Origin of the sequence: Azospirillum doebereinerae, from assembly GCF_003989665.1 — a bacterium.
Classification (GTDB): Bacteria; Pseudomonadota; Alphaproteobacteria; order Azospirillales; family Azospirillaceae; genus Azospirillum; species Azospirillum doebereinerae.
In genome coordinates, this window is sequence record NZ_RZIJ01000025.1 from 37,851 (window position 1) to 61,899 (window position 24,049).

22 protein-coding genes are annotated in these 24,049 nt (G+C 69.6%); 10 read left to right on the forward strand and 12 right to left on the reverse strand.

The window, feature by feature from the left end; all coding sequences use genetic code 11:
* The first annotated feature begins 127 nt into the window (after positions 1-127).
* From EJ913_RS24775 to EJ913_RS24785, 3 genes are all read left to right on the forward strand, one after another.
* On the forward strand, positions 128-1,144 hold the full coding sequence (locus EJ913_RS24775) for an NAD(P)H-dependent glycerol-3-phosphate dehydrogenase (RefSeq protein WP_127002961.1): 1,017 nt from the start codon (positions 128-130) through the stop codon (positions 1,142-1,144).
* A gap of 112 nt (positions 1,145-1,256) precedes the next feature.
* A complete protein-coding gene (locus tag EJ913_RS24780) occupies positions 1,257-1,541 on the forward strand; it encodes a YciI family protein (RefSeq protein WP_127002963.1) in 285 nt (94 codons plus the stop codon).
* A gap of 17 nt (positions 1,542-1,558) precedes the next feature.
* A complete protein-coding gene (locus EJ913_RS24785) occupies positions 1,559-1,972 on the forward strand; it encodes an EVE domain-containing protein (RefSeq protein ID WP_127002965.1) in 414 nt (137 codons plus the stop codon).
* An 18-nt stretch (positions 1,973-1,990) separates the two neighbouring features.
* Here EJ913_RS24785 and EJ913_RS24790 read toward each other — a convergent pair whose 3' ends face one another.
* Positions 1,991-2,254, reverse strand: coding sequence for a hypothetical protein (locus tag EJ913_RS24790; RefSeq protein ID WP_127002967.1), 264 nt, complete (start codon positions 2,252-2,254; stop codon positions 1,991-1,993).
* Positions 2,255-2,602: 348 nt separating this feature from the next.
* On the opposite strand from EJ913_RS24790, the gene acs reads away from it, so the two are divergent.
* Positions 2,603-4,543 (forward strand): acetate--CoA ligase, encoded by a 1,941-nt coding sequence (acs, locus tag EJ913_RS24795; protein ID WP_127002968.1) that lies wholly within the window; start codon positions 2,603-2,605, stop codon positions 4,541-4,543.
* Positions 4,544-4,606: 63 nt separating this feature from the next.
* Here the strand turns inward: acs and EJ913_RS24800 are convergent, their stop codons facing one another.
* Both EJ913_RS24800 and EJ913_RS24805 read right to left on the reverse strand, forming a co-directional pair.
* Positions 4,607-4,969, reverse strand: a complete 363-nt coding sequence (locus EJ913_RS24800; protein ID WP_127002971.1) for a DUF1304 domain-containing protein — start codon at positions 4,967-4,969, stop codon at positions 4,607-4,609.
* Between the two features lie 52 nt (positions 4,970-5,021).
* Complete coding sequence (locus EJ913_RS24805; RefSeq protein ID WP_127002973.1) at positions 5,022-5,249, reverse strand: hypothetical protein; 228 nt, start codon at positions 5,247-5,249, stop codon at positions 5,022-5,024.
* 203 nt (positions 5,250-5,452) lie between these two features.
* On the opposite strand from EJ913_RS24805, the gene EJ913_RS24810 reads away from it, so the two are divergent.
* The 3 genes from EJ913_RS24810 (at position 5,453) to EJ913_RS24820 (ending at position 8,725) form a co-directional block, all read left to right on the forward strand.
* Positions 5,453-7,090 (forward strand): tetratricopeptide repeat protein, encoded by a 1,638-nt coding sequence (locus tag EJ913_RS24810; protein WP_127002975.1) that lies wholly within the window; start codon positions 5,453-5,455, stop codon positions 7,088-7,090.
* A complete protein-coding gene (locus tag EJ913_RS24815) occupies positions 7,087-8,424 on the forward strand; it encodes an MFS transporter (protein WP_244939483.1) in 1,338 nt (445 codons plus the stop codon). Before EJ913_RS24810 ends, EJ913_RS24815 begins: the two co-directional genes overlap by 4 nt.
* Positions 8,425-8,497: 73 nt before the next feature.
* Positions 8,498-8,725, forward strand: coding sequence for a hypothetical protein (locus EJ913_RS24820; protein WP_127002977.1), 228 nt, complete (start codon positions 8,498-8,500; stop codon positions 8,723-8,725).
* A gap of 43 nt (positions 8,726-8,768) precedes the next feature.
* On the opposite strand, the gene purH is transcribed toward EJ913_RS24820, so the two are convergent.
* The 4 genes from purH to clpB form a co-directional block, all read right to left on the reverse strand.
* A complete protein-coding gene (purH, locus tag EJ913_RS24825; RefSeq protein ID WP_127002979.1) occupies positions 8,769-10,373 on the reverse strand; it encodes a bifunctional phosphoribosylaminoimidazolecarboxamide formyltransferase/IMP cyclohydrolase in 1,605 nt (534 codons plus the stop codon).
* A 286-nt stretch (positions 10,374-10,659) separates the two neighbouring features.
* Positions 10,660-12,312: a heparinase II/III family protein gene (locus tag EJ913_RS24830; protein ID WP_127002981.1), complete on the reverse strand. Its 1,653-nt coding sequence runs from the start codon at positions 12,310-12,312 to the stop codon at positions 10,660-10,662.
* 135 nt (positions 12,313-12,447) lie between these two features.
* On the reverse strand, positions 12,448-13,740 hold the full coding sequence (locus tag EJ913_RS24835) for an RsmB/NOP family class I SAM-dependent RNA methyltransferase (protein WP_127002983.1): 1,293 nt from the start codon (positions 13,738-13,740) through the stop codon (positions 12,448-12,450).
* Positions 13,741-13,929: 189 nt separating this feature from the next.
* Positions 13,930-16,515 carry an ATP-dependent chaperone ClpB gene (gene clpB / locus EJ913_RS24840; RefSeq protein WP_127002985.1) on the reverse strand — a complete coding sequence of 862 codons (2,586 nt, stop codon included), beginning with the start codon at positions 16,513-16,515 and terminating at the stop codon, positions 13,930-13,932.
* Between the two features lie 280 nt (positions 16,516-16,795).
* Between clpB and EJ913_RS24845 the strand changes: the two genes are divergently transcribed.
* Both EJ913_RS24845 and EJ913_RS24850 read left to right on the forward strand, forming a co-directional pair.
* The gene (locus tag EJ913_RS24845; RefSeq protein WP_127002987.1) at positions 16,796-17,356 is read left to right on the forward strand and encodes an NUDIX domain-containing protein; all 561 of its coding nucleotides are present in this window, start codon (positions 16,796-16,798) and stop codon (positions 17,354-17,356) included.
* A 96-nt stretch (positions 17,357-17,452) separates the two neighbouring features.
* Positions 17,453-18,223 (forward strand): MOSC domain-containing protein, encoded by a 771-nt coding sequence (locus EJ913_RS24850; protein WP_127002989.1) that lies wholly within the window; start codon positions 17,453-17,455, stop codon positions 18,221-18,223.
* 16 nt (positions 18,224-18,239) lie between these two features.
* Here EJ913_RS24850 and EJ913_RS24855 read toward each other — a convergent pair whose 3' ends face one another.
* Positions 18,240-18,701, reverse strand: coding sequence for a DUF4167 domain-containing protein (locus tag EJ913_RS24855; protein ID WP_127002991.1), 462 nt, complete (start codon positions 18,699-18,701; stop codon positions 18,240-18,242).
* Positions 18,702-18,962: 261 nt separating this feature from the next.
* Entirely contained in the window at positions 18,963-19,823 is an 861-nt protein-coding gene (prmC, locus tag EJ913_RS24860; RefSeq protein ID WP_127002993.1) for a peptide chain release factor N(5)-glutamine methyltransferase, read from the reverse strand.
* A 112-nt stretch (positions 19,824-19,935) separates the two neighbouring features.
* Between prmC and EJ913_RS24865 the strand changes: the two genes are divergently transcribed.
* Positions 19,936-20,319 carry an endonuclease domain-containing protein gene (locus EJ913_RS24865; protein ID WP_127002995.1) on the forward strand — a complete coding sequence of 128 codons (384 nt, stop codon included), beginning with the start codon at positions 19,936-19,938 and terminating at the stop codon, positions 20,317-20,319.
* Between the two features lie 7 nt (positions 20,320-20,326).
* On the opposite strand, the gene prfA is transcribed toward EJ913_RS24865, so the two are convergent.
* The 3 genes from prfA to ispG form a co-directional block, all read right to left on the reverse strand.
* Positions 20,327-21,400, reverse strand: coding sequence for a peptide chain release factor 1 (gene prfA, locus EJ913_RS24870; RefSeq protein WP_127002997.1), 1,074 nt, complete (start codon positions 21,398-21,400; stop codon positions 20,327-20,329).
* Entirely contained in the window at positions 21,375-22,691 is a 1,317-nt protein-coding gene (gene hemA, locus EJ913_RS24875; protein WP_127002999.1) for a glutamyl-tRNA reductase, read from the reverse strand. Before hemA ends, prfA begins: the two co-directional genes overlap by 26 nt.
* 215 nt (positions 22,692-22,906) lie before the next feature.
* Positions 22,907-24,040, reverse strand: a complete 1,134-nt coding sequence (gene ispG / locus EJ913_RS24880; RefSeq protein ID WP_127003001.1) for a flavodoxin-dependent (E)-4-hydroxy-3-methylbut-2-enyl-diphosphate synthase — start codon at positions 24,038-24,040, stop codon at positions 22,907-22,909.
* Positions 24,041-24,049: the final 9 nt, after the last annotated feature.

Sequence of the window (24,049 nt, forward strand, 5' to 3'; positions counted from 1 at the left end):
CCTTTGGCGGGAGAGGGGATTACCGCCGAACGCCGACAAGCCTCCAGCCCCCTCTCCCGCGAAGCGGGGGAGGGATGGGGAGGGGGCACCGTTCAGCAACCCACCAACACGCCACAAGGAACGCCCCATGACCACCCCCGCCTCCCCCTTCCAACGCATCGGCGTCGTCGGCGGCGGCGCGTGGGGCACGGCCCTGGCCCTGGCGGCGCTCCGCGCCGGGCGCGACACGCGGCTGTGGGCGCGCGAGCCGGCGGTGGTCGAGGCGATGACCCTCCACCGCGAGAACCGCGACTATCTGCCCGGCGTGGCGCTGCCGGCCGACCTCTCCGTCACCGGCGACCTCGCCGGCCTCGCCGACCGCGACGCGGTTCTGCTGGTCTCCCCGGCCCAGCACGCGCGCGGCGTCTGCGCCCGGCTGGCCCCGGTGCTGAAGCCCGGCGCCCCGGTCATCGTCTGCGCCAAGGGCATCGAGCTGGACAGCTTCGCCCTGATGAGCGACGCGGTGGCGGCCGCCCTGCCCGCCGGCACGCCGGTGGCGATCCTGTCCGGCCCGACCTTCGCGATCGAGGTGGCGCGCGGCCTGCCGACGGCGGTGACGCTGGCCTGCGCCGACCGCGACATCGGCGCCGCGCTGGTGGAGGCGCTGGGCAGCCGCACCTTCCGGCCCTACCGGTCGGACGACGTGGTCGGCTCGCAGATCGGCGGGGCGGTGAAGAACGTGCTGGCCATCGCCTGCGGCGTGGTCGAGGGGCGGAGGCTCGGCGACAACGCGCGGGCGGCGCTGATCACGCGGGGGCTGGCCGAGATCACCCGGCTGGCGCTGGCGCTCGGCGGGCGGGCGGAGACGCTGATGGGGCTGTCGGGGCTGGGCGATTTGACGCTGACCTGCTCCAGCCTGCAATCGCGCAACATGTCGCTGGGCGCGGCGCTGGGCGAGGGTCAGGCGCTGGCCGACATCCTGGCCGCGCGCCGCTCGGTGGCGGAGGGCGTCTACACCGCCGCCGCCGTGACCGGGCTGGCCAGGCGGCTGGGCGTGGACATGCCGATCTGCGCGGCGGTGGACGCCATCCTCAACCGGGGCGCCGGGCTGGACGAGACCATCGACGGGCTGCTGGCCCGGCCCTTCCGGGGCGAGGGCGTCTGAACCACCCGGCCGCTTCCACGGCCGCGCCGGAGCTTTCCCGCGCCGGCCGGCTGCGCTAGGCTTCCGCCCGACCCGAGGCCCGACCCGGCCCGCGATTTTAGGGAGTTCCCCGATGCTGTACATGTTCCATTGCACCGACAAGGCGGGCGCCGCCGAGATCCGCGCGTCCAACCGCGCCACCCATCTGGCCTATCTGGAAGCCAGCGCCGAGCGCCTGTTCGTCGCCGGCCCGCTGCTGTCCGAGGACGGCCAGGGCATGGTCGGCAGCCTGCTGATCGTGGACTGCGCCGATGCGGCGGACGCCCAGGCCTTCGCCGACAACGACCCCTACGCCAAGGCCGGCCTGTTCGAATCGGTGACGATCCGGCCGTGGCGCCGCGTCTACCCGAAGGCCTGAGCGGGAGAGCGTCGGCGATGGCCCATTGGCTGCTGAAGTCGGAACCGTTCAAGTATTCCTGGGACCGCATGGTCGCCGACGGGCGCACCCATTGGGACGGCGTCCGCAATTACCAGGCGGCGAACAACCTGAAGGCCATGCAGGTCGGCGACCAAGCCTTCTTCTACCACTCCAACGAAGGGCTGGAGGTGGTCGGCATCGTGGAGATCGCCCGCACCTACTACCCCGACCCCAGCGATCCGGCGGGCCGTTTCGGGATGGTCGACGTCCAGCCGGTGAAGCCGGTCAGGACGCCGGTGACGCTGAAGCAGATGAAGAGCGACCCGCTGTTGCAGGGCATGGCGCTGATCCGCCAGTCGCGTCTGTCGGTTTGCCCGGTCGCGGACAACGAATGGGCGCGGGTCTGCGAACTCGCGGGAATTGAGCCGTAACCCGGACGGCGTAACGCGTTATTCCGCCGCTTCGTGAAGGGCCGCCCGGAAATCCCGGGTGGCCTGGAGCATCTGGCGGGCCATCGCCCGTACTTCCGCCGCCGCGCTGAAATTACCGATCCCCACCAGGGACTTGACGCCGTTGTCATGGGCGGCGCGCAGCGTCGCGTCGAGCGCCATCAGGCTGCTGCGGTCGGCCATCTGGGTCAATCGGTCGGTGATATCGGCGGCTTTGGAAACGGCGGTGTCGGTGCTGTCGCCCGTGCTGGTGGTGCTGGCCATTGGAAGTCCTTGCCGCCCGTATCGTTGCCGATGCAGGCAATTTACGGACAGACCTGTTAAAGGCCGGTTAAGCATAGACGCCGCCGCTGCACGCGGCGCGGGAGTCGCGGCATGGCGCCGCAGCCGTCATCAAGGATGGGTGACGTCGGGGAAACGGCGAGTCGCCAGGAATAATAAGTCTCGCGCGATGGAAAACGCGACACAATCCTCCTTTGGTCGGGGGGGTTTAAAAGGCCCTTCTGCTTGTTCGTCCTGCAATTTGTGTGGATAATGCGCGCAACACGGGCGGCCCGCCGCCCTCAAACATCTTCCGGGCAATCGGAAGCATCACGGGGGAACCGCGCAGCTATGACCGACAACAGCTTCTTTCCGGTGAAACCCGAAATCGCCAAGGCCGCGCATGTGGACGAGGCCGGCTACGCCCGTCTCTACGAGCAGTCGGTCGCGGACCCCGAGGCCTTCTGGGGCGAGCAAGGCAAGCGCCTGGACTGGATCAAGCCCTACACCAAGGTGAAGGACGTCGATTTCAACAACGACGTCCACATCCGCTGGTTCCACGACGGCACGCTGAACGTCTCGGCCAACTGCATCGACCGCCACCTCGCCACGCGCGGCGACCAGACCGCGATCCTGTTCGAGGGCGACGATCCGGGCGTCTCCAAGGCCATCACCTACAAGGAACTGCACGAGCAGGTCTGCCGGCTGGCCAACGTCCTGAAGAAGAACGGCGTCAAGAAGGGCGACCGCGTCACCATCTACCTGCCGATGATCCCGGAAGCGGCCTACGCGATGCTGGCCTGCACCCGCGTCGGCGCGATCCACTCCATCGTGTTCGGCGGCTTCTCGCCGGACAGCCTGAAGGACCGCATCGTCGACTGCGACAGCCACTTCGTCATCACCTCGGACGAGGGCCTGCGCGGCGGCCGCAAGGTCGCGCTGAAGGCCAACGCCGACAAGGCGGTGGCGGCGGCCGCTTGCGTCAAGCACGTGCTGGTGGTCAAGCACACCGGCGGCGCCGTCAACTGGACCGAGGGCCGCGACCTCTGGTACCACGAGGAGATCGCGTCGGTCTCCGCCGACTGCCCGCCGGAGGAGATGAGCGCGGAGGATCCGCTGTTCATCCTCTACACCTCGGGCTCGACCGGCAAGCCCAAGGGCGTGCTGCACACCACCGGCGGCTATCTGGTCTACGCGTCGATGACGCACCAGTACGTCTTCGACTACAAGGACGGCGAGGTCTACTGGTGCACGGCCGACGTGGGCTGGGTCACCGGCCACAGCTACATCGTCTACGGCCCGCTCGCCAACGGCGCCACCACACTGATGTTCGAAGGCATCCCGACCTACCCGGACGTCTCGCGCTTCTGGCAGGTCATCGACAAGCACAAGGTCAACATCTTCTACACCGCGCCGACCGCCATCCGTTCGCTGATGCGCGAGGGCGAGGGGCCGGTGAAGAAGACCTCGCGGGCGAGCCTCCGCGTGCTGGGCTCGGTCGGCGAGCCGATCAACCCGGAGGCGTGGCTCTGGTACTACAACGTCGTCGGCGAGGGCCGCTGCCCGATCGTCGACACGTGGTGGCAGACCGAGACCGGCGGCATCCTGATCACCCCGCTGATCGGCGCCATCGGCCAGAAGCCGGGTTCGGCGACCAAGCCCTTCTTCGGCGTCCAGCCGGTCGTCGTCGACAACGAGGGCACGGTTCTGGACGGCGAGACCGAAGGCAACCTCTGCATCGCCGACGCGTGGCCGGGCATGATGCGCACGGTCTACGGCGACCATGAGCGCTTCATCCAGACCTACTTCTCGACCTTCGCCGGCAAGTACTTCACCGGCGACGGCTGCCGCCGCGACGCCGACGGCTATTACTGGATCACCGGCCGCGTCGACGACGTCATCAACGTGTCCGGCCACCGCATGGGCACGGCCGAGGTCGAAAGCGCGCTGGTCGCCCACCCGAAGGTCGCCGAGGCCGCCGTCGTCGGCTACCCGCACGACCTGAAGGGCCAAGGCATCTACGCCTACGTGACGCTCAACGCCGGCGAGACGCCGACGGAAGAGCTGCGCAAGGAGCTGGTGGCCTGGGTCCGCAAGGAGATCGGCCCGATCGCCTCGCCCGACCTGATCCAGTGGGCGCCCGGCCTGCCGAAGACCCGCTCGGGCAAGATCATGCGCCGCATCCTGCGCAAGATCGCCGCGAACGAGCACGACAGCCTGGGCGACACCTCGACGCTCGCCGATCCGGGCGTCGTGACCGACCTGATCGACAACCGCATGAACGGCGCCTGATCCGGCACGCTTCATACGGAACACGGTGACGGAACCGGGGGCTTCACGGCCCCCGGTTTCTTTTTACGCCAGCCACAAAGCAGCAAGCGCCAGCAACGCCGGCAGGGCCTGCACCATCAGGATGCGGCGGCTGACCGACCACGCGCCATAAGCCCCGGCCACCACGACGCAGGCCAGGAAGAAGCTCTTGATGTGCAGGGCGGGCGCCGGGTCGGGATAGACCAGCCCCCAGAGCAACCCGGCCGCCAGGAAGCCGTTGTAGAGTCCCTGGTTGGCCGCCAGCACGGCGGTGGCCCGCGCCTTCTCCGGCGATTGCCGGAAGGTCTTCAGCCCCAGCGGCTTGGTCCACAGCACCATCTCCAGCACCAGGAACCAGAGGTGCAGAAACGCCACCAGCGCCACGAGCGCGTTCGCCACCAGAGCCATGCCGTGTCCTTCCGTTCGAACCGCTTGTCGTTCGAACAAAATTCTCCGCGCTTCAGCTTCCGGTCAAGCGCGGAGCGTGAACGGCGGCGACGGCCGGAAATTGCATCCGAAAGAATGCGTCTTGCTTTGGTTGTTCAACCGTCATGGTGTGCAGCGGTGGGTGCGGACGGGGTGGCGGATCGGCCACCACCCCCGCCGCTTCAAGGAGGTGTTGAGGATGACGAAGTTCCTCACTCTCCTGATCCTGGAGATCATCAAGCGGTTGCTTGAGTTCCGTCATTAGGATCGGGTCGGCGGGCGGGAGCTGACACTCCCACCCGCTACGCCCAATGATGGTGACGGACGCTTCCCAAGTCAACCGCCGACGCTTCGTCGCCTTGATCCGCCCCTCTGCGCCAAAACCCCGCGAAAGGCTGTAGCGGCCGCGCAATTCCGGTATGGTGCGGCATCTTTTCGTGTTCCAGCCGATTCGGAGCCGCCGCGATGACCGACACGCCCGCCCCCACCCTGCTCGACGCGGCCCGCCTGTTCCGGGCCAACGACCTGCCGGGCGCCGAGGCGATGTGCCGGGCGCTGCTCGCCGCCGACCCGCACCACGCGCAAGCGCTGCATCTGCTGGGGCTGATCGCCGCGCACACCGGCCACCCCGACGACGCGCTGTCGCTGTTCGCCCAGGCCATCGCCGAGGGTGGCAGCGACGCCTCCTTCCACAACAGCCGGGGCAGCCTGCTCTTCCAGCTCGGCCGCGCGGCGGAGGCGGAGGAATCGTTCCGCGCCGGACTGTCGGTCAACGCCAAATACCCGGAGCTTCACGGCAACCTCGGCAACGCGCTGAAGGCGCTGGGACGGCTGGAGGAGGCGGCGGAGTCCTTCCGGGCCGCGCTGGATTTGCGCCCCGAGGCGCCGGAGATGCATCACTTCCTGGCGACCACCCTGCGCGAACTGGGCGAGCTGGAAGCGGCGGAGGCGCATCTGCGCAAGGCGCTGGACCTCGCGCCGGACTATCTGGAGGCCCATTACAACCTCGCCGAACTGCTGTCCACCCGCGGCCGGCTGAAGGAGGCGGAGGACGCCTTTCGCGTCGTGCTGGCGGCGGCGCCGCGCTTCGTCCCGGCGCAGGTCGGGTTGGCCCATGTGCTGCAAAGCCTCGACCGCGCGTCCGACGCCATCGAGGCGATCGAGGCGGCGCGCGAGCAGGCCCCCGACCACCCGCTGGTCCAGTTCACCCGCCGACTGATCTACTCCAACGCGGTGCCCGGCTGGCACCTGCCGATGATCAACGACTTCGAGCGCAACGAGGCCTACAAGCAATCGCTGGAGCGCGCGGTCAAGCCGGACTCGCTGGTGCTGGAGATCGGCACCGGGTCGGGAATCGTCGCCATGATGGCGGCGCGCGCCGGGGCGAAACAGGTCGTGACCTGCGAGGTCAACCCGATCCTGGCCCGCGTCGCCAAGGAGACCGTCGCCAACAACGGTTACGCCGACCGCGTCACCGTGGTGCCGCGCCTGTCCACCCAGCTGACCGTCGGCGCGGGCGGCGATCTCCCCGAGAAGGCCGACGTCTTCGTGTCGGAGCTGATCAACATCGGCATGCTGGCGCCGCGCATGCTGTCGGTGCTGCAGCACGCCCGCACCCATCTGGTGAAGCCGGGCGGCGCCATCATCCCGCGCGCCTCCACCGTCTACGCCATGCTGATCGAGACGCCGGAACTGGCCCGCATCAACCCGGTCAAGCGGATCGACGGCTTCGACATGTCGACCTTCGACGTTTTCCGCTCCCCCGGCTACCAGCAGCTCGACCTCGGCGCCGACGCCCACACCGCGCTGTCCGACAGCTTCACCGCGCTGGACTTCGACTTCACCCGCAACATGCCCGAGGACGGCGAGCGCGAGATCGCGGTGACGGTGACCAAGGGGGGCACCTGCCACGGCGTCGCCTTCTGGTTCGACCTCTTCATGGACGAGGAGGTCGTCTACAAGTCGGAAAGCCGGTCGCGCACCAACCATTGGAAGCAGGCGATGACCTTCCTCGACGCGCCGATCCAGGTGCTGCCGGGGGACACGCTGCGCGTCGTGGCGCGTTACGACAACAACCAGATTTCCTTCGGGATCGGCGGGTGAGCGCGCCGGTGGCGGGACGCGGCGTGCGGACGGCGGAACCGCCCATCGACCGGCGCGCCATCGCCTCCTGGTGCCTCTACGACTGGGCGAACTCCGCCTACAACACCATCATCACGACCTTCGTCTTCGCGGTCTATTTCGCCAACGGCGTGATCGGCGACCCGGTGGCGGGAACCGCGCGCTGGAGCGCGGCGATGACCGTCGCCGGGGTCGCCATCGCCCTGCTCAGCCCGGTGCTGGGCGCCATCGCCGACCGCAGCGGGCGGCGCAAGCCATGGATGGGGTTCTTCACCGGCCTCACCGTGCTGGGCAGCGCCGCGCTGTGGTGGGTGGAGCCGGATCCGTCCTTCGCCCTCTTCGCGCTGGTCTGCGTCGTCGTCGCGACAGTCGCCTTCGAACTGGCGAACGTCTTCTACAACGCCACCCTGCCCGGTCTGGTGCCGCCGCGCCTGCTGGGCCGCGTCTCCGGCTGGGGCTGGGGCGTCGGGTATTTCGGCGGGCTGGCCTGTCTGGTGGTGGCGCTGTTCGGCTTCGTGAAGGCCGAGGCCCCGCTGTTCGGCCTGTTCGGGCTCGCCTGGAGCGACTGGGGGCCGCAAGCCAACATCCGCGCCACGGCGCTGCTGGTCGCGGTCTGGTACGGGCTGTTCGCCCTGCCCTATTTCCTGTGGGTGCCGGACGAGCCGTCGAGCGGGCGCCCGCTGGGGCAAGCGGTGCGCGAGGGGATCGGCATGCTCGGCCGCACCCTGCGCGAGGCGCCGCGCTACGGCCAAGCCTTCCGCTTCCTGATCGCCAGCGCCTTCTACCGCGACGGGATCAACACCATCACGGCCTTCGGCGGCCTCTTCGCCGCCGGCAGCTTCGGCATGAGCTTCGAGGAGATCGTCCTCTTCGCCATCGCGCTGAACGTGGTGGCGGGGACCGGCGCCGTCGGCTTCGCCTGGATGGACGACCGGGCGGGGGCCAAGACGGTGATCCTGCTGGCGCTGGCCGGGATGACCGCCTTCGGCGTGCCGCTGCTGCTGGCGACCGACAAGGCGTGGTTCTGGATCCTGGCGCTGGGCTTGGGCGCCTTCTTCGGACCGGCGCAGGCGGCGGGGCGGTCGATGATGGCGCGGCTCGCCCCGCCGGGCATGACCACCGAGATGTTCGGGCTGTACGGGCTGACCGGTCGCTTCGTCGGCTTCTTCGGGCCGCTGCTGTTCGGGCTGGCGACCGAGGCCTTCGCCAGCCAGCGGGCCGGCATGGCGACGGTTCTGGCTTTCTTCGTGGTCGGGTTCGGGCTTATGCTGACCGTGCGCGAACCAGCCATGCCGCGTCGGAACGCCGCATCCTGAGAGCTTTTCCGGTTCGACGCTGTTAACGTCGCGATTGCTGCGACGCACAAATGTCGAGGCCGAGGAACCAGCCATGCTGCACATCAAGGACATCGAGGCCTTCGCCCGCATCAACGAGGCGTTGAGCGACGAAGCCGACATCGCATCCACCGAGGACACCGGCACCGCCGGGACGGCCGCGCACCCCGCCCTGCTGCTGGCGATGGTGGCGACCGGGCGCCTGCCGCTGTCGGCCCTGCCCAAGGCGGCGCCCGGCGCGTCGCCGTCTCCGCCCTGGAACCGTCCGGTCCGGAAGCCGTAACGGAGGGCCGGTCCCCTTTTCAAGAAACCGGCCTCCATCCAACTCAGTGCCGGAAGTGGCGCATCCCGGTCAGCACCATCGCCAGACCCTTCTCGTCCGCCGCCGCGATGACGTCGGCGTCGCGGATCGAGCCGCCCGGCTGGATCACCGCCGTCACGCCGGCCTCCGCCGCCGCCAACAGACCGTCGGCGAAGGGGAAGAAGGCGTCCGAGGCGACCACCGAGCCCTTGGTCAGCGGCTCCGCCAGGCCGGCGGCCTTGGCGGCCTCGGCCGACTTGATCGCGGCGATGCGGGCGCTGTCGACGCGGCTCATCTGGCCGGCGCCGACGCCGACCGTGGCGCCGTTCTTGGCGTAGACGATGGCGTTCGACTTGACGTGCTTGGCGACGCGGAAGGCGAAGAGCAGGTCGGCCAGCTCCTGCTCGATCGGCGCGCGCTTGGTGACGACCTTCAGCTCGGCCGGGTTGACGCGGCCGGCGTCGCGGTTCTGCAGCAGGAAGCCGCCGGCAAGCTGCTTGATCGTCATGCCGGCGTCGGCCGGGTTCGGCACGTCCTTGGTCAGCAGGACGCGCAGGTTCTTCTTGGTCGCCAGCAGGGCGCGGGCCGCGTCGTCGGCGTCCGGGGCGATCACCACCTCGGCGAACAGCTTGGCGATCTCCTCGGCGGTCGCGGCGTCGAGCGACCGGTTCACCGCGATGATGCCGCCGAACGCGCTGACCGGATCGCACAGCAGGGCCGAGCGGTAGGCGTCGAGCAGGTTCGCCCCTTGCGCCACGCCGCAAGGGTTGGCGTGCTTGATGATGGCGACGGCGGGTTGCTCGAACTCGGCGACCAGCTCGAAGGCGGCGTCGGTGTCGTTCAGGTTGTTGTAGGACAACTCCTTGCCCTGGAGCTGGATGGCGGTCGCCACGCCGGGGCGCTGCTCGCCGGTGACGTAGAAGGCGGCCTGCTGGTGCGGGTTCTCGCCATAGCGCAGCGTCTGCGCCAGCGAGCCCGACAGGGTGACGCGCGGCGGGAAGGTCTCGTCCAACTGACCGGCCAGCCAGGTCGAGATCGCGGCGTCGTAGGCGGCGGTGCGGGCGTAGGCGCGTTGGGCGAGGCGGCGGCGCAGGGCCAGCGTGACGCAGCCGTCGTTGGTCGCCAGCTCGTCCATCACCGCCTCGTAGTCGGACGGCTCGGTGACGATGGCGACGAAATCATGGTTCTTGGCGGCGGCGCGGATCATCGCCGGCCCGCCGATGTCGATGTTCTCGACGCAGTCGTCGTAGGCGGCACCCTTGGCGACCGTCGCCTCGAACGGGTAGAGGTTGACGACCACGAGGTCGATGCCGGGGATGTCGTGCTGCGCCATCGCGTCGGCGTGGATGTCGCGGCGGGCCAGGATGCCGCCGTGGATGCGCGGGTGCAGCGTCTTGACGCGGCCGTCCATGATCTCCGGGAAGCCGGTGTGCTCGGAGACCTCCTTGACCGGCACGCCGGCCTCGGCCAGACGCTGCGCCGAGCCGCCGGTGGACAGGATCTCGACGCCCTTGGCGGCCAGCGCCTGGCCCAGCGCGACGAGGCCGGTCTTGTCGGACACGGAAATCAGCGCGCGGGAAATGCGGACCTTGTCGGGGGCGGGGGCGTGGTTGGCTTTCGGCGGGCTCATGGCGTCATCCTGATCGCTGGCGTTGCGGCAAGCCGCGCGTGGTCAGGAAGACACGGATGAACACGGATGAAGAAAGGCACGGATGAACACGGATATTGAATTCATCCGTGTTTATCTGTGTTCATCCGTGTCGAATCCTCGTTCTGCACAGCAGGATCTGACACAGACGAACACAGATAAACACAGATAGAAAAATCCGTGTTCATCCGTGCCCAATCCGTGTTCATCCGTGTTCCCATGCCCCTTCCTACACGGAAAGAGCTTGGCCACCGCGGATGGGCGGGATTTACGCCGCCTTGCGTTCGCGGCGCAAGGCCCATTTCACCGTGATTCCCTCGGGGCTGCTCTGTCCCTGCATCACGATCTGGCTGGTGCGGCGCGGTTCGTCGCCGCTGCCCATGTAGATGCTCTCGGCCAGTTCCAGCACCGCCCCGGTCGCGCGCATGCGCCAGACGTTGCCGCTGGGCAGGCGCAGCTCCACCTGGGCGCCGCCCTGGATCAGCAGGGGCTCGACGTTGGGGTGCAGGTGGAAGCGGATGGCGAAGGGCTGGTCGGTCGGGGTGGCGCCGATCACGGGCTCCAGCGTGTCCTCGCCGCGCAGATCCTCGCCGTTGTCGGCCAGATAGACCCGGCGCCGGTGCAGGAAGCCGAAGCCCTTGCTGTAGCCGTTGTGGGTGGCGACGACCAGCACGGCGCCGTCCGATTCCTGGCGCTCGCAGCCGACATGCGAGGGGCGGCGGCCGAGACCGCCGTTCTCCAGCACCTCGGCCGAATTGGTGTCGGCGATGACCACGGTCGAATGCGCCGCCGACCCGGCCAGCGCCGCGCGCCAGCGCCCGCGCTGCGACGGGTGGCTGCCGCAATTGACGATCAGCCGCTCCTTGCCGACCGAGACCTCCATCGACAGCGTCCCGGCGTGGGCGGTGCGGTCCAGCCCGGAGGGCGGCGGCGAGCCGGTGTCGAGCAGCGCCAGGGTGCGCCCGGCGATCAGCCGCTCGAAGCCGCTGTGCGGCGCGCTCTTCAGCGGGCGGCCGCGGGCGTCGGCCTGGGCCAGCACGGTGTCGACCAGCGCCGTGTCCTCCTCGCGCCCGCCGTTGAACAGGGCGAGCCCGCCATCGGCGTGGCGGAAGAAGCGCAGGGTCGGGGTCATGCGGTCGATGGCGTGCTGGAGCGATTCCGGCACCTCGACGCGGGCGACGCGCAGCACGGCGCGCATGTCGATCAGGTCGCGCAGCACCCGCATCTGGACCGAGGGGTTGCGCTCCACATGGCCGCCGTCGGGCAGGATCTGGCGCGGCAGTTCGCGGTCGAGCAGGCGCAGGGCCTCGTAGCCGGCCTTCTCGTGGTCGGGCAGGCAGAAGCCGCCGTAGACCAGCCCCTTGAGCGCCACCACCAGCCGCTCGCCGTCGAGCGCGGCCGGCAGCACGCGGGCCAGATGGCGGACCTGCCGGGCGAGGCTCTCGAACACCCGCGCGCGGAACTCGTCGTCGGCCGAGGCGCAGTAGAAGTCGTGCAGCCCGATCCAGTTGGCGACCCGAGCGCCCAGCACGTCGGGCGACCAGCTCTGCGCGTTCCAGCCGCCGTTGTGGTCCAGCCAGGACCAGACCAACACCCGCGAGCGCCGCCGCGCCATGTCGCCGCCGACCGCGCGCAGGTCGCGCATCCAGTCGAAGCCGTGCAGCGCCCGCAGCCAGCCGGGGCCGGCGCCGTGGGGCCGCCAGCTCGGCTCCCCCGCCGGGTCGATGAGAATGGTCTGTCCAGCGAAGCGCAGCACCCCGGCCAGAATGGCCGAGCCGTCGCCGGAATCGCCCGGCCAGGGATCGGGTGGGATCACCGCCAGCGCCCCCGGCGAGCGGCCGCCCAGCATCAGCGAATAGAGCGGGTTGCCATAGGCGAGCCGCGCCATCCCGCCGCGAAGCCGTCCGAAGCCGTCCCCCATCGCCCGAACCCCCTCAGGCCCGCGAACGGCAAAAGAAGCCGGCGGACGGAAAATGTGCGATGTGGACGGGCTCGGGCGAAAGCATGACAGTGTCGTATCAATTCGACGGCTCTACCGCAAGGCGGTGGAGTCCCGTTAAGGACGGCGGCGCAGCCGGGCCACGAAGAAACCGTCGATGCCGCCCAGCTCGGACAGCATGCCGGGCAGCGAGCGGACCTCGCCCTTCTCGTTGATCAGTTCCGACAACCCGCCAAGCTCGGCGGGCTTCACCGGCCATCGCTCCATCCGGTTGTCGCGGGCGAGCAGGCGGGTGATCTGCGCCTCGCCCTCCTCGGGCTGGATCGAGCAGGTGCAGTAGATCAGCGTGCCGCCAGGCCTCACCAGATCGAGCGCGCGCGCCAGCAGGCGGCCCTGCGCCTTGGCCAGTTTGGCGATGTCGTCGGGGGTCTTGACGCGCAGGATGTCGGGGTGGCGGCGGATCGCCCCGGTCGCCGAGCAGGGCGCGTCGAGCAGCACCGCGTCGGCCAGCTCGCCCGGCTCCCAGGTGGCGGCGTCGGTGGCGACCAGCTCGGCTTCGAGATCCAGGCGCTTGAGGTTCTCGGTCACCCGCTCCAGCCGCTTGGCCGAGCGGTCGAGCGCGACGACGCGGGCGCCCTGCGCCACCAACTGCGCGGTCTTGCCGCCGGGGGCGGCGCAGAGGTCGAAGACGCGCTTGCCGCGCAGGTCGCCGAACAGCTTGGCCGGCAGCGAGGCCGCCAGATCCTGCACCCACCAGCCGCCGGCGTCGAAGCCCGGCAGCTCGGTGACCGACCCGCCGGACGCCCGGCGCAACGTCCCGGTCGGCAGCACCGTGGCGTCGAGCCGCCCGGCCCAGGAGGACGGGTCGGCCTTGGCCGTCAGGTCGAGCGGGGCCTCGTGCAGATGCGCCTCGACGATCCCGCGCGCCTTGGCCGTGCCGTAGGCGGTGCGCCAGGACAGCCACATCCAGTCCGGGGTGTTCAGCCGGCCGGCGTCCTGCTGGGCGGCCAGCGCGATGCCTTCCCGACCGACGCGGCGCAGCACGGCGTTGATCAGCCCCTTGTAGGGCGCGCAGTTTCGCGCGGCGGCCAGTTCCACCGCCGTGTCGACGGCGGCGTGGGCGGGGGTGTTGAGGAAGACCAGCTGCGCCGTGCCCAGCCGCAGCATGTCGTGGATCGCCGCCTTGGGCAGGCCCGGCTTGGCGAGGCAGGCCTGGATCAGCTCGTCGATCTGGCCCAACCGGCGCAGCACCGTGGCGACCAGCACGCGGACGAAGCCGCGGTCGCGCGGCTCCAGCCCCGCAAGGTCGGGGTGCGCGTCGAACGCGTCGTCGAAGGGAACGGACTTGCGCAGCACGTCGCGCAGCAAGTCGAGCGCGACGCCGCGGGCGGCGAGGGTGGTGTCGGTCATGCCGTTGATCTAGCGCGCCCGGCGGGGCGTGTCGATGGCGGTGTTGGGCCGGGGGCAAGAAGCCTCCTTGGCCCCCTCCCCATCCCTCCCCCGCTTCGCGGGAGAGGGGGCCGGACCCTTGTCGGCGTTCGGCGGAGTTCCCTCTCCCGCCAAAGGCGGGGGAGGGTCAGGGAGGGGGCAACGCGCGCCTTACCCTACCGCAACCCCATCGATGGTCAGCGCGCCGTTCTCCGCCCCGACATGGACCGTCTGGCCGTCCTTGACTCGGCCTTCCAGAATCATCGTCGCCAGCGGGTTCTGCAGCGCGCGCTGGATCACCCGCTTCAACGGCCGCGCCCCGTAGACCGGATCGTAACCCGCCTCGGCCAGCCAAAGCGTCGCCGCCTCGTCGAGCGACAGGGTGATGTCGCGCTCGGCGAGCATCTTCGTCAGGCGCCCGAGCTGGATGGTGACGATGCCGCCCATGTGCCGGCGGTCGAGCCGGTGGAACAGCAGGATCTCGTCCAGGCGGTTCAGGAACTCCGGCCGGAAATGGGCGCGGACCGCCTCCATCACCAGATCGCGGACGGCGCCGCTGTCCTCGCCTTCCGGCTGGTGGGCCAGAGCCTCCGAGCCGAGATTCGAGGTCATGATGATGACCACGTTGCGGAAATCCACCGTCCGCCCCTGCCCGTCGGTCAGCCGCCCGTCGTCGAGCACCTGGAGCAGCACGTTGAAGACATCCGGGTGGGCCTTCTCCACCTCGTCGAACAGCACGACCTGATAGGGCCGTCGGCGCACCGCCTCGGTCAGCGCCCCGCCCTCCTCGTAGCCGACATAGCCCGGAGGCGCGCCGATCATGCGGGCGACGGAGTGCTTCTCCATGTATTCCGACATGTCGAGCCGGACCATCGCGGTCTCGTCGTCGAACAGGAACTCGGCCAGCGCCTTGGTCAGCTCGGTCTTGCCGACGCCGGTCGGCCCTAGGAACAGGAAGGAGCCGATCGGACGGTTGGGATCCTGCAACCCGGCGCGCGCCCGGCGCACCGCGTTGGACACCGCGACGATGGCCTCGTCCTGGCCGATCACCCGGCCGCGCAGGCGGTTCTCCATCGCCAGCAGCTTCTCGCGCTCGCCCGCCAGCATCTTATCGACCGGCACGCCGGTCCAGCGGCTGACCACGCCGGCGATGTCGCTGTCGCGCACCTCCTCGTTCAGCATGCGGTTGGCCGCGTGCTCCTCGGCGTCCTTCAGCGCCTTTTCCAGGCCGGGGACGACGCCGTAGGCCAGCTCGCCCGCCCGGCCCCAGTTGCCCTCGCGCTGCGCGGACTCAAGCTCGGTGCGGGCCTTCTCCAGCTCCTCCTTGATCTTCTGGGCGCCCTGGAGCTGGTCCTTTTCCGCCTGCCATTTGGCGGTGAGTTCGGCCGACTCCTGCTCCAGGTCGGCCAGCTCGCGCTCCAGGTTGACCAGCCGGTCGCGGGAGGCCTGATCGGACTCGCGTTTCAGCGCCTCGCGCTCGATCTTGAGCTGGATGATGCGGCGGTCGAGCTCGTCGATGCTCTCGGGCTTGCTGTCCACCGCCATGCGCAGGCGGCTGGCCGCCTCGTCGATCAGGTCGATGGCCTTGTCGGGCAGGAAGCGGTCGGTGATGTAGCGGTTGGACAGCGTCGCCGCCGCCACGATGGCGCTGTCGGTGATGCGCACGCCGTGGTGGACCTCGTAGCGCTCCTTCAGGCCGCGCAGGATGGAGATGGTGTCCTCCACCGTCGGCTCGGGCACGAAGACCGGCTGGAAGCGCCGGGCCAGCGCCGCGTCCTTCTCGATGTGCTTGCGGAACTCGTCCAGCGTGGTGGCGCCGACGCAGTGCAGCTCGCCGCGCGCCAAAGCGGGCTTGAGCATGTTCGAGGCGTCCATCGCGCCGTCCGCCTTGCCGGCGCCGACCAGCGTGTGCAGTTCGTCGATGAAGACGACGATCTCGCCGGCCGCCGCCTGGATCTCCGACAGCACGGCCTTCAGCCGCTCCTCGAACTCGCCGCGGAACTTGGCGCCGGCGACCAGCGCGCCGAGGTCGAGCGACATCAGCCGCTTGTTCTTCAGGCCCTCCGGCACGTCGCCCTTGACGATGCGCTGGGCCAGCCCCTCGACGATGGCGGTCTTGCCGACGCCGGGCTCGCCGATCAGGACGGGGTTGTTCTTGGTGCGCCGCGCCAGAACCTGGATGGTGCGGCGGATCTCCTCGTCGCGGCCGATCACCGGATCGAGCTTGCCCTCGCGCGCCGACGCGGTCAGGTCGCGCGCGTATTTCTTGAGCGCGTCGTAGCCCTGCTCGGCGCTGGCGCTGTCGGCGGTGCGGCCCTTGCGGACGTCGTTGATGGCGGTGTTGAGGCCCTGCGGGGTGACGCCCGCCGCCTTCAGCAGCTTGGCGGACGGCGTGCCCTCGGCCATGGCGAGCGCCAGCAGGATGCGTTCGGCGGTGACGAAGCTGTCGCCGGCCTTCTCCGCGATCTTCTCGGCCTCGCCGAACAGGCGGGAGAGTTCGGGCGACAGGTAGAGCTGCCCCGCCCCGCTGCCCTCGACCTTGGGCTGCTTGTCCAGCTCGGCGTCCACGGCGGACAGCGCCAGCGCCGGATCCCCGCCGGCGGCGCGGATCAGGTTGGCGGCCAAGCCCTCCTTGTCGTCGAGCAGGGTCTTGAGCAAATGTTCGGGCGTCAGGCGCTGGTGGCCCCGGCGCGTGGCGAGGGTCTGCGCGGCCTGGACGAAGCCCCGGCTGCGCTCGGTGTATTTCTCGAAGTCCATAGAGCGTGCTCCCTTATCTCCGACGACCGTCCGCAAGGCAGCCCGGTCGTTCCGATCCACATGAAACCGTGCGATCCGCAAGGATGATGCCGAAGATGTAGGCATCGCCCAAGGCCATGCAAGACCATCGGCCTGCGGCCTTTTCCCGGCCGAACGGGGTATGCGTGGCCTGGCGCTTTTCCGCCTTAGTCCTCCGCCGATTGACCCGCTTACGCGGCGCCCGGCGCGGCGGCTACAGTGTCGGCCGCAGAGCCAACGGCGCCCCCAACGGACGGACCCCATGACGGCCATCGTCACCCCCCGCAAGCCGGAGCCGGACGCCGAGCGGCGGATCCAACCCGCCGCCCAGCCGACGCCTCGGCCGCTGCTCGCCCGCCTGCTGCGGCTGGCCTGGATCGGGCGCGGCCTGTGGCATCGTGTCGCGCGGCCGCTGACCATGGGCGTGCGGGCGCTGATCGTCGACGACTCCGACCCCGAGGACCACCGCGTCCTGCTGATCCGCCACAGCTACGTCGGAGGCTGGCACATGCCGGGCGGCGGCGTGGGACGGGGCGAGACCCTGTGCGAGGCGATGCGCCGCGAGGTGCGTGAGGAGGTCGGGCTGATCGTGGAGAGCGACGTCCAGCCGCTGGGCGTCTACGCCCGCTTCCGCCATGGAGCGAGCGACCACGTCGCGGTCTTCGCCGTGCGCGGCTGGAGCGGCACCCCGAAGGCCGACGGGGTGGAGATCGTCGAGGCGCGGTTCTTCGCCCTCAGCCACCTGCCCGCGGACCTCAGCCCGGCGACACGGCGGCGGCTGGAGGAGTTTCTCGGGCGCAAGCCCCTGGCCGAACGGTGGTAGCGGGAACATCTGATGGGGTAGCGCGTCGAAACCGTCGATCGGGCCGTGATCGGGCCTGTTGACAGGGCCGATCCGCCCCACTCATTGTGCAGTGCAATGAACCCGATTCTCGCCGCCATCCGCCGCCATCCCGTCAAGGGGCTGAGCGGCCAGGAGCTTCCCGCCGTCGAACTGACCGCCGGCCGGGCGCTCCCCTTCGACCGCCGCTACGGCCTGCTGAACGGAACGGCGGCGCTGGAGTCCGGGAGCGACGGGTGGCGGCTTCCGACCGATTTCTTCACGCTGGACCGCGTGGAAAAGCTCGCCACCCTCGACACCGAGTTCGACGAGGCGACCACGTCGCTGATCGTGCGGCGCGGCGGGCGGCAGGTGTCGCGCGGGCGGCTGGACCAGCCGATGGGCCGCACCCTGCTGGAGCAGTTCTTCGCCGCCTATCTGGCCGGCACCGTGCCCGGCATGCCGCGACTGGTCGAGGCGGCGTCGGGCGCCTTCGGCGACCACGAGGAGCCGTCGCTGGTCCTCCTCAACCTCGCCAGCCTGCGCGACCTGGAGGAGCGGGTCGCCAAGCAGCCGGTCGATCCGCGCCGCTTCCGGGCCAATCTGTGGATCGACGGGCTGGATCCGTGGGTGGAACGGTCCTGGACCGGCCAGAGCCTGAGCGTCGGCGGCGCGACGCTGGAGATCGTCGGGCCGGTCGACGGACGTCCGGCCAACGACGTGAACCCTGACAACGGGGCGACCGACCTGAACCTGCTGCCGATCATGGAGCGCGGCTACGGCCATTGCCAGATCGCGGTCCGCGCCCGCGTCACCGGCGGCGGCCGGATCGCGCAGGGCGACCCGGTCTCACCACCCAAACAAGCCTGACAAGCCCCGGAGAGGGTCAGGCGTTGACCGCCGCCCGCTCCTCGGCGTCGTCGGCCTCGTCCTCGTCCGGCTGCTGGGACTCGTCCTCGTCGAAGGACTGGACCGGACCCGGAACGGAAGTGTGCCCGCCGTTGGGCTGGGGCTGACCGCCGCGCTGGCGGTTTTCCGATTCCTGGATCTGGTTGGTGATGCGGAGGTAATGCTCCGCGTGCTGAAGGTAGTTCTCGGCCTGCACCCGGTCGCCCGCCGTCATCGCGTCGCGCGCCAGGGTCTGGTATTTTTCCTGGACCTGCCACGCGTTGCCGCGAATGCGCACGTCCGGGCCGTTGCTGTCGAAGTTCTGGTGACGCAACGGGACGTTCTGGCGCCGGTTGGCGTTGCCGCCCCCACCGCCACCGCCGTTGCCACCACCGCCTCCGCCCCCGCCGCCGTTGTTGCCACGACCACGCGAACGCCTGGAGTTCGGTCCCTGTCTCATTCGGCTCTTAAGGCCCCATGCAAGAGAAGCGGATTCCCCGGAACGTTCGGGCGGCCGGTCCGGCCGCCAAGCCTGCCATGGACGTCCGCCACGGATGGGTCACGGGGATCAAACGACGCGTCCGCATCGAGTGCGGCGGGCTGCGGCGGTCGGGGCTCGGCGGAAAAGCAGTCCGAGACTCGGAACCCCGCAGATCCTTGTGTTCGCGGTCGTACATCGGACACTAAACGCCAACGCCCGGCAATCCAATCTTTTTTTTGGTTATTCGCGCGGTGTAAGTCCGTTTCGTCCCCGGACGCATCGTTCGATCCCGCCAAGATCACGGAGTTGTTCGATCTCGTGGAAGCCCTGTGCGGCCAGCAGCCGCGTCACGTCCGGGGCTTGACCCTGCCCCACCTCGAAGGCGGCCAGCCCGCCGGGGACCAGCAGGGTTGAAAGCTGGGCCGCGATGATCCGGTAGGGCTCCAGCCCGTCGGGACCGCCGTCGAGCGCCCGCCGGGGATCGTGGTCGCGCACCTCCGGGGCGAGGGTGGCGATCTCCGCGCTGGGAATGTAGGGGGGATTGGAAACAACGATATCGAAACGATCCCTGATACCGTTTGCCCAATTGCCGGTCTGGAAGCGCGCGCGGCCAGCCAGCCCGTTGCGTTCGGCGTTCCCGGCGGCGGCCTCGACCGCCAAGGGGCTGAGATCGACGCCAAGGCCACGGGCGTTGGGCAGTTCCGCCAGCAGGGCCAGCAGGATGCAGCCCGTTCCGGTGCCGAGATCGAGCAGGGACAGCGGGGCCTTGGTGTCGGGAAGAGCCTTCAACACGGCCTCGACCACGGTCTCGGTGTCCGGGCGCGGTTCGAGCGTGTCGGGGTTGAGCGCGAGGTCGATGGTCCAGAACTCCCGGTGGCCAAGGATGCGGCCGACCGGCTCGCGCGCGACGCGGCGGTCGATCAGGGCCAGAGCGCGGGCAGCATCCGTTTCGGAGACGGTTTGTTCCGACTTCGTAATGAAGTCCGTCCGGGTAAGGCCGAGCGCGTGTTCCAGCAGGTAGCGGGCGTCAAGATCGGGCGTGTCGATGCCGGCTTCGCGCAGACGGCTTTCGGCGAGACGGCGCAGGCTGTGGAGGTTCATCGCCGCGACCTTTTTGCACTTTTCACGAGAAACTCCTCCTCTACACTGCGTCGCGCATTCCCTCTCCCGCGCAGCGGGGGAGGGTTAGGGAGGGGGCAACCACAAACCAACCATGCCACGCGCCAGCAAGGAAACCCAATCCCACGCGCGCGTCATGCGCCATATTCCCACCGATGCGGAACGCAAACTGTGGAGCCTCGTCCGACGCCGACAACTGAACGGCTGGTATTTCCGAAGGCAACACCCGATTCCTCCTTACATCGCCGACTTCGCCTGTCTCGAAGCCCGTCTGATCGTGGAGGCCGACGGCGGCCAGCACGCCGACTCCGCTTACGACACGGCCCGCGACGGTTGGCTGAACACGCAGGGTTGGCGGATTCTGCGGTTCTGGAACAACGATGTGCTGCGTCACCCAGAAGGTGTCGCGCGCATGATCTGGGAAGCCCTCGGCCCCCTCCCCGCCCCTCCCCCGCCTGCGGCGGGAGAGGGAGAATAGGTCGGCGTCACCCCAGCTCCGCCAGGCGGGCGGCTTCGTCTTCGGACATCAAGGCGTCCACGAACTCGTCGAGCGCCTCGCCGGTCATCATCTTGTCGATCTTGTAGAGCGTCAGGTTGATGCGGTGGTCGGTCACCCGGCCCTGCGGGAAGTTGTAGGTGCGGATGCGTTCGGAGCGGTCGCCGCTGCCCACCTGGTTCTTGCGGTCGGCGGCGCGGACCGCGTCCTTTTCCGCGCGCTCGCGGTCGTAGAGCCGGGCGCGCAGCACCTTCAGCGCCTTGGCCTTGTTCTTGTGCTGCGACTTCTCGTCCTGCTGGATCACCACGAGGCCGGTCGGCAGATGCGTGATGCGCACCGCGCTGTCCGTCGTGTTGACCGACTGGCCGCCGGGTCCCGACGAGCGGAACACGTCGATGCGCAGATCCTTCTCGTCGATGTGGATGTCGACCTCCTCGGCCTCGGGCAACACGGCGACCGTCGCGGCCGAGGTGTGGATGCGGCCCTGCGCCTCGGTCGCCGGCACGCGCTGCACGCGGTGGACGCCCGATTCGAACTTCAGCCGGGCGAAGACGTTGCGGCCGGTGATGTTGGCCGTCGCCTCCTTGTAGCCGCCGATGCCGGTCTCGCTGACGTCCATCGCTTCGAACCGCCAGCCGCGCAGGCCCGCGTAACGCCGGTACATCTCGAACAGCTCGGCGGCGAACAGCGCCGCCTCGTCGCCGCCGGTGCCGGCGCGCACCTCCAGGATGGCGTTCTTCTCGTCCGCCTCGTCCTTGGGCAGCAGCGAGACCTGCACGCGCCGCTCGAAATCGGGGATGCGCTTGGACAGCTCGCGGAACTCGTCCTCGGCCATCGCCTTCATCTCGGGATCGCCGTCGGGGTCGGCGATCATCTGGGCGAGGTCGGCGGCCTCGGCCTTCACCTTCTTCAGCTCGCCGATGGCCTCGGCGATGGGGGTGAGGTCGGCGTATTCCTTCGACAGGCGCGTGAAGGCGCCCGAGTCCGACAGCCCGGCGGCGAGCGCGTCGCGCAGCTCGTCGTGGCGGGCCAAGACCTTATCGAACTTCTCGTCCAGGTTCACGTCGCTCGTCCTCATCCCGTTCGTCAACGGCCATCCCGTCCAGCCGGAACAGCCGGAACAGCAGCCGTTCGGCCGCGGCCCGTTCGGCCAACCCCACCCCGTCCTGCTCCGCCGCCAGCGCCCGCAGCACCTCCGACGGGCGGTGCAGCAGCCGGTTCACCAGCAGCCGCGTCGCCGACGCCGCGTCCAGATCGCCGTGCTCGACCAGCAGGCGCCGCCGCTCCGCCTCGAAATGCGTCCGCAGCGCCGCCACGGCGGGCACGGCGGCGCGTTCGGCCCGGTCGCGGGCGAAGGCGGCCAGCGCCTCGTCCACGATGGTCCAGGCGGCCTGGGTCGCCGCCTCGCGCCCGACACGGCCCTGCAGGGCCACCCGCTCCAGATCGGCGAGGTCGTAGACGAAGGCGCCGTCCATCCGCGCCACCGCCGGATCGACGTCGGACGGGATCGCGGCGTCCACCACGAAGACCGGACGGCGGCGGCGGCGCTTCAGCGCCACCTCCATCATCCCGGCGGTGAGGATATAGCGCCCCAACCCCGCCGCGGTCACCACGATATCGGCGCCGGCCAGCGCGGAATCGAGATCGGCCCAGGGCGCGAAATGCCCGTCGAGCCGCCGCGCCGCCGCTTCGGCCCGGCGGTCCACCGGGGCGGCGATGGTCAGCCGCGACAGCCCGGCCTCGCGCAGGCCGTCCAGCACCAGCGCGCCCATGTCGCCGACCCCGATCAGCAGGGCCGAGCAGCGCTTGGGATCGCCGTGCAGGTCGCGCGCCACCTGGACGGCGGCGGCGGCCAGCGAGGTGGCGCCCTCGGCGATCGGCGTCTCGCTGCGCACCCGCTTGGCGGCGGTGTAGGCGGCCTGCAACGCCGCCTCCAGCTCCGGCCCGGTCAGCCCGGCCGACGCGGCGCCGCGATGGGCGGCCTTGAGTTGGCCCAGGATGTGCGGCTCGCCGATGATCTGGCTGTCGAGGGAGCAGGCCACCGAGAACAGGTGGCGCACCGCGTCCAGCCCGGTGCGGGTGTAGAGCTGATCGGCGAGGTCCGGCGTCGGCAGACCGACCCGCTCGGCCATCAGCTCGGCGATGGCGAGCGCCGCCTCGTTGGGGCGCTCGTGGACGGCCTGCACCTCCACCCGGTCGCAGGTGCTGAGCCACACCGCCTGCGACACCCCGGCGGCGCGCAGACGCTCCAGCATGGCCGGAACCTCGGCCTCGTCGGTCGCAAGACCGTCGCGGATGGCTCCGGAACAGGTCCGGTGGCTGGCGCCGATGACGAGGTAGGATGTGGTGGTCACGCCGGTGGTCGTTTCGCCCCTGCCCGCCGCGGAAGACCGCTCAAGGGACGGGTGTTGTTTGAGACACGGATGAACACGGATTTAGACACGGATGAACACGGATAAAGAACAGAAAAATGACGCAGCTTTAAACCGTTCGGCCAGGACCGTCCCGGGATTATTGTTTTCTATCCGTGTTCATCCGTGTCTGAATCCGTGTTCATCCGTGTGAAAATTCACTCCGCCGCCACCACCGCCGTTTCGCTGGCGGCCTTTTCCGCCTCGATCTCGGCGGCCTTCTTCTCGACCAGCCCAACGAGATGCTCGACGATGTCCTTGTCCTTCAGGCGGTGGTCGGTGACGCCCGACAGGTAGATCTGGTGGGTGTTGTTGCCGCCGCCGGTCAGGCCGATGTCGGTCTCGCGCGCCTCGCCGGGGCCGTTCACCACGCAACCGATCACCGACAGCGTCAGCGGCGTCGTGATGTGCGACAGGCGCTCCTCCAGAAGCTCCACCGTCTTGATGACGTTGAAGTTCTGCCGCGCGCAGCTGGGACAGGAGATCACCGTCACGCCGCGCCGCCGCAGGCCGAGCGACTTCAGCATCTCGTAGCCGACCTGCACCTCTTCGGCCGGCTCGGCGGACAGGGAGACGCGCAGCGTGTCGCCGATGCCCGACCACAGCAGCATCCCGAGCCCGATGGAGGACTTCACCGTCCCGGCGCGCAGGCCGCCGGCCTCGGTGATGCCGATGTGCAGCGGGTAGTCGCAGGCCTCGGCCAGCGCCTGGTAGGCGGCCACGGCCAGGAAGGTGTCGGACGCCTTGACCGAGATCTTGAACTCGCGGAAGTCGTTGTCTTCCAGGATCTTCGCGTGGTTCAGCGCGCTCTCGACCATCGCCTCGGGGCAGGGCTCGCCGTATTTCTCCAGCAGGTCCTGCTCCAGCGAGCCGGCGTTGACACCGATCCGCATCGAGCAGCCGTGGTCCTTGGCGGCCTTCACCACCTCGCGCACCCGCTCGGCCGAGCCGATGTTGCCGGGGTTGATGCGCAGGCAGGCGGCGCCGCTCTCCGCCGCCTCGATGGCGCGCTTGTAATGGAAATGGATGTCGGCGACGACCGGCACCGAGACCTGTTTGACGATGTCCTTCAGCGCCAGCGCCGACTCGCGGTCGGGGCAGGAGACGCGGACGATGTCCACCCCGACCCGCTCGGCCGCCTGGATCTGCGCGACCGTCGCCGCCACGTCGGTGGTCGGCGTGTTGGTCATCGTCTGCACGGAGATCGGCGCATCGCCGCCGACAAGCACGTTGCCGACCCGGATCTGGCGGGACTTGCGGCGAAGGATCTGACGGTAGGCGCGCACGGTCATGACAGGGGC

Excerpts from the sequence above, each read along its gene's own strand:
- EJ913_RS24775 (WP_127002961.1), top strand. The coding sequence starts at position 128 with ATGACCACCCCCGCCTCCCCCTTCCAACGCATCGGCGTCGTCGGCGGC.
- EJ913_RS24780 (WP_127002963.1), top strand. The coding sequence starts at position 1,257 with ATGCTGTACATGTTCCATTGCACCGACAAGGCGGGCGCCGCCGAGATC.
- EJ913_RS24785 (WP_127002965.1), top strand. The coding sequence starts at position 1,559 with ATGGCCCATTGGCTGCTGAAGTCGGAACCGTTCAAGTATTCCTGGGAC.
- EJ913_RS24790 (WP_127002967.1), bottom strand. The coding sequence starts at position 2,254 with ATGGCCAGCACCACCAGCACGGGCGACAGCACCGACACCGCCGTTTCC.
- acs (WP_127002968.1), top strand. The coding sequence starts at position 2,603 with ATGACCGACAACAGCTTCTTTCCGGTGAAACCCGAAATCGCCAAGGCC.
- EJ913_RS24800 (WP_127002971.1), bottom strand. The coding sequence starts at position 4,969 with ATGGCTCTGGTGGCGAACGCGCTCGTGGCGCTGGTGGCGTTTCTGCAC.
- EJ913_RS24805 (WP_127002973.1), bottom strand. The coding sequence starts at position 5,249 with ATGACGGAACTCAAGCAACCGCTTGATGATCTCCAGGATCAGGAGAGT.
- EJ913_RS24810 (WP_127002975.1), top strand. The coding sequence starts at position 5,453 with ATGACCGACACGCCCGCCCCCACCCTGCTCGACGCGGCCCGCCTGTTC.
- EJ913_RS24820 (WP_127002977.1), top strand. The coding sequence starts at position 8,498 with ATGCTGCACATCAAGGACATCGAGGCCTTCGCCCGCATCAACGAGGCG.
- purH (WP_127002979.1), bottom strand. The coding sequence starts at position 10,373 with ATGAGCCCGCCGAAAGCCAACCACGCCCCCGCCCCCGACAAGGTCCGC.
- EJ913_RS24830 (WP_127002981.1), bottom strand. The coding sequence starts at position 12,312 with ATGGGGGACGGCTTCGGACGGCTTCGCGGCGGGATGGCGCGGCTCGCC.
- EJ913_RS24835 (WP_127002983.1), bottom strand. The coding sequence starts at position 13,740 with ATGACCGACACCACCCTCGCCGCCCGCGGCGTCGCGCTCGACTTGCTG.
- clpB (WP_127002985.1), bottom strand. The coding sequence starts at position 16,515 with ATGGACTTCGAGAAATACACCGAGCGCAGCCGGGGCTTCGTCCAGGCC.
- EJ913_RS24845 (WP_127002987.1), top strand. The coding sequence starts at position 16,796 with ATGACGGCCATCGTCACCCCCCGCAAGCCGGAGCCGGACGCCGAGCGG.
- EJ913_RS24850 (WP_127002989.1), top strand. The coding sequence starts at position 17,453 with ATGAACCCGATTCTCGCCGCCATCCGCCGCCATCCCGTCAAGGGGCTG.
- EJ913_RS24855 (WP_127002991.1), bottom strand. The coding sequence starts at position 18,701 with ATGAGACAGGGACCGAACTCCAGGCGTTCGCGTGGTCGTGGCAACAAC.
- prmC (WP_127002993.1), bottom strand. The coding sequence starts at position 19,823 with ATGAACCTCCACAGCCTGCGCCGTCTCGCCGAAAGCCGTCTGCGCGAA.
- EJ913_RS24865 (WP_127002995.1), top strand. The coding sequence starts at position 19,936 with ATGCCACGCGCCAGCAAGGAAACCCAATCCCACGCGCGCGTCATGCGC.
- ispG (WP_127003001.1), bottom strand. The coding sequence starts at position 24,040 with ATGACCGTGCGCGCCTACCGTCAGATCCTTCGCCGCAAGTCCCGCCAG.